This window comes from Xenorhabdus sp. NBAII XenSa04, from assembly GCF_963866145.1.
Taxonomy (GTDB): Bacteria; Pseudomonadota; Gammaproteobacteria; order Enterobacterales; family Enterobacteriaceae; genus Xenorhabdus; species Xenorhabdus indica.
Map to the genome: position 1 here is coordinate 1 of NZ_CAWMEB010000035.1, position 1109 is coordinate 1109.

Consider the following 1109-nt stretch of genomic DNA (forward strand, 5'->3'; position numbering starts at 1 on the left):
TATACCAATCGTCATTGAAGATGCTTGATTTCTTATTCAAACCCGATCATGCTTACAACCATGAAAATTCATCTGACACCAGAACAAAAACACGCCCTTGAATTGATGCATGATACCACTCGCGACAGCCGAGTCTGTGATCGCATTAAGGCCGTGCTTTTGGCCTCAGAAGGCTGGACTGCTCAGATGATTGCACAGGCCTTGCGTATTCATGAAAGTACGGTCAGCCGTCACCTGAAAGATTTTATCGCTCAGGAAAAGCTCACCCCAGAAAATGGCGGCTCTGAAAGCCATCTCTCTGCCAAACAAACCGCCGACCTGATTGATTATTTGACGACAAATTTGATGCATACCACCGCCCAAATTGTGGCCTATGTTCGAGTACGTTGGCAGGTGTCTTTCAGTGTGGGAGGAATGACAAAATGGCTTCACCGCCAGGGTTTCAGCTACAAAAAGCCAAAGGGAGTTCCTCATAAATTCGATGCGGATAAACAGCAACAGTTTATTGATGACTATCAGGCGCTGAAAGACGGAGTGAATCAGAATGAGCCGATCCTATTTATTGATGCGGTGCATCCTTCACAGTCCACAAAGCTCAGCTATGGCTGGATGAAAGCAGGAAAAAATCAGGTAAAAGTCGTCGAAACCACCGGCAGTCGTACCCGGCTCAATATTCTGGGAGCCCTCAATTTACAACGAATCGAAGACACCGTGATCAAGGAATATCCGCGCATCAATGCCGAAAGCATCGCGTATTTCTTCGGCGTGCTCCGGGAAACTTACCCCCTTTCGCAAAAAATCCATATTATTCTGGATGGGGCGGGTTACCACCGAGCCGGGTTGGTGAAAGAGATGGCGTATGTCCTTAATATTGAATTGCATTATCTCCCGCCTTACAGCCCAAACCTCAATCCGATAGAACGATTGTGGAAGTATATGAATGAGCAAGTGCGTAACAATGTCTATTTTCCGAATGCGAAGACGTTCCGTGAAACCCTTCATCACTTTTTCCATGTCACGTTGCCAGAAAAAGCGAAAGAACTGACGACTCGACTGACCGACAATTTTCAGATTTTAAAACCTGCATCTTCAAGTTAGATTGGTATATA

1 protein-coding gene is annotated in these 1109 nt (G+C 45.8%); it reads left to right on the forward strand.

Translation table 11 applies throughout. The features are described 5' to 3' along the window. The first annotated feature begins 60 nt into the window (after nucleotides 1–60). A complete protein-coding gene (locus AAC147_RS01760) occupies nucleotides 61–1098 on the forward strand; it encodes an IS630 family transposase (protein ID WP_156115315.1) in 1038 nt (345 codons plus the stop codon). The last annotated feature ends 11 nt before the right edge of the window (nucleotides 1099–1109 follow it).

Coding starts and splice junctions, on each gene's coding strand:
- AAC147_RS01760 (WP_156115315.1), top strand. CDS start 61: ATGAAAATTCATCTGACACCAGAACAAAAACACGCCCTTGAATTGATG.